The organism is Streptomyces sp., from assembly GCF_019510245.1.
GTDB lineage: Bacteria > Actinomycetota > Actinomycetes > Streptomycetales > Streptomycetaceae > Streptomyces.
This window is the reverse complement of sequence record NZ_JAEKKT010000486.1, coordinates 1-2,488: the sequence shown is the minus strand read 5'-3', so window position 1 is coordinate 2,488 and position 2,488 is coordinate 1. Positions and strand designations below refer to the sequence as shown.

Below are 2,488 nucleotides of genomic sequence, written 5' to 3'. Positions count from 1 at the left end.
GACGCGGATTCCACGGCCCGGGACCTTGTCGCCATGGTCGACGGCTTCGCCACGCCGGGACCGCGCCACTGGCAAGCACGCAGGGCGCGGGCTCGCAGTGAGGCCTGGCTGGGGGGCCTGGTCGAAGAGATACGGGCGGGGCGCGTCACCGCTCCGGCCGGATCGGCGCTGGACACGGTGGTCCGCCACCGTGACGCCGACGGCCGGCTCCTGGACCCGCACACCGCCGCGGTCGAACTGCTCAATGTCATCCGTCCCACCGTCGCCGTGTGCTGGTTCGTCTCGTACGCCGGTCACGCACTGCGCACCCCCGGAGTCAAGGAACGGCTGCGCGAGGACGATGCCGCCTACGCCGTGGCCTTCGCCCACGAACTGCGCCGCTTCTACCCCTTCGCGCCCTTCCTCGGCGGCCGGGCCGTGACAGATCTGGAGTGGCAGGGCGAGCCGATCCCGGCCGGCACCCTGATCCTGCTCGACCTGTACGGGCAGAACCACCGGGCCACCGGCCACCGCTGCCCCGGCGAGGACATCACGGTGGCGCTGCTGGCGGCCCTCGGACCGCGGCTGGCCCGGCTGGAGTACGACGTGCCCGAACAGGACCTGCGGATCCCGCTGACCCGCATGCCGGCGCGAGTGCGCAGCGGGTTCGTCATCCAGGCTGTCCGGACCCGTGTTCCGGCGGCGGCTCATGGCCCGACGTAAGGAGTGTCATGAAGACGCTTGGTGTACCCGGGCGGCAGGAGACCGTCTGGGTCCGGTCGGGCGAGACCGCTGACCGCGCTGCGCCCCTGGAGTCCCGCGGAACGAGCCACTGACCTGCCGCGGCACGACGTTGCCCGCCCGGTTTCGCTGTCGCACCGGGCGGGCAACGTCGTGCCGGCACGGGGCCGGGGCCCGCAGGCCTCGGCCGCATCACCGTGTCAGGGCCCGCAGCCGTTCGCCCTCAGGCAGCCGCCGCGGCGCGAGTCATCTTGCGCCCGGCGGTCACGGCCGCTCCGGCCAGTGCGGCGGCGACGGCGGTCCTGCGCATCGCGGTGCGCCGCCGCCCGTGCCAGCCGCCGCGCACGGCGCCTTCCCCGGAAGCCGGTACGTGCAGCGCTCCGTGGGTGGCCGGGGCGGCCTCGTCGTGATCGAGATGACTCTTGTCCGTCTGCCGTGCCATGGACCGCTCCGCGAGCCCGGGCATGATCCGGGACTGGCGTACCAGGGCGCGGCCCGCCGGACCGACCACCACCTCGCGGCGAGGATGGCGCACGAGGTCGACGACCGCCCGGGCGACGCGTTCCGGGGTGTAGACCGGCGGCATGGCGACGACCTTGTGTCCGGTGTAGTTCGCCGCCTGCTGGAAGTGCGGGGTGTCGATGGTCGCGGGCATCACGGTGCACACGTGCACGCCCTTCATCCCCTCGACCCGCAGCTGCTGCCGCAGGCTCGAACCGAGCCCTTGGACGGCGTGCTTGGACATGCTGTACGGGTGGCTGTACGGCTGTGACACCGCACCCACGATGGACGAGATGTTGATCAGCGTGCCCGTCCCCTGCTCCCGCATCACCCGCAGCGCGGCCCGGGCTCCGTGCACGTAGCCCATCACGTTGACGTCCAGGACCTTGCGGAAGTCCTCCAGCGGCACGTCCTCGAAGCGGCCGAAGGCGTTGACAGCCGCGTTGTTCACCCAGACGTCGATCCGGCCGAACTCCGCCACCGCCCGCCGGGCCAGGTTCTCGACCGCCGCGGCGTCCGTCGTGTCCGTCGGTACGACCAGCGTCCGTGCCCCGCGATGCTTCTCGCACTCCTTGGCCGCCGCCTCCAGTGCCTCCTCGCGGCGCGCGGCCAGCACCACGGCGCAGCCCTTGCGGGCGAAGGCCTCGGCCGTGGCCCGTCCGATGCCGCTGGATGCTCCGGTCACCACCACGACGTGATCGCGCAGTCCCATGGGTACCTCCTCAGGTCAGCCGAGCGGGCGCCCTGTGCCCGCCTCCGTGGCGGAACGGGTACCCGGCTGACACCGAACCGACCTACAAGGCCGCCGGTCATACGCAAGCCCTTCGGCCCGTGACCTACGTGATTGCGCCCACTCGGGCCGTCCACGGCGGCAGCACCGGTCACGGCGGCCAGCCACGCGAGGCCTCCGTGCGCGATGGTGCGGCGCGGTCACAGCATGGGAACGAGTGGTGCGGACGGTCGGCGTACCGGCGGCTGTGGCAGACGGAGCGCCGGAGCAGCCCGTCCGCCCCTCAGGAGCCGTCCGGTTCCAGTGACCGGACGGCGTTGTCGATCTCCGAGTCGATCAGCCGCTGCGCCTCCAGGGGACGGTTGTCGAAGACGCCGGTGAGTTCGAGGCTCACGATGCCGTGCACCCGTGACCAGATCAGGATGGCGGCGCGGGCGGCGCGCGGCGGGGTGTCCGGCCGCTGCTGGGAGCGGGCCCACTGCCGCAACTGCCCGTCGAGCGTGCGGTCGCCGCTGCCGCTGTCGGCCGGTGGAGTGC

2 protein-coding genes and 1 pseudogene are annotated in these 2,488 nt (G+C 72.7%); 1 reads left to right on the top strand and 2 read right to left on the bottom strand.

The window, feature by feature from the left end; translation table 11 throughout:
* Positions 1–702, top strand: a pseudogene (locus JF597_RS54435) (cytochrome P450); the annotation flags it as partial.
* 241 nt (positions 703–943) lie between these two features.
* On the opposite strand, the gene JF597_RS54430 reads toward JF597_RS54435, so the two are convergent.
* Together JF597_RS54430 and JF597_RS54425 are read right to left on the bottom strand one after the other, a co-directional pair.
* On the bottom strand, positions 944–1,933 hold the full coding sequence (locus tag JF597_RS54430) for an SDR family oxidoreductase (RefSeq protein WP_294014546.1): 990 nt from the start codon (positions 1,931–1,933) through the stop codon (positions 944–946).
* A gap of 301 nt (positions 1,934–2,234) precedes the next feature.
* On the bottom strand, positions 2,235–2,488 hold a 254-nt coding region (locus JF597_RS54425; protein WP_294014545.1), incomplete at its 5' end, for a TetR-like C-terminal domain-containing protein.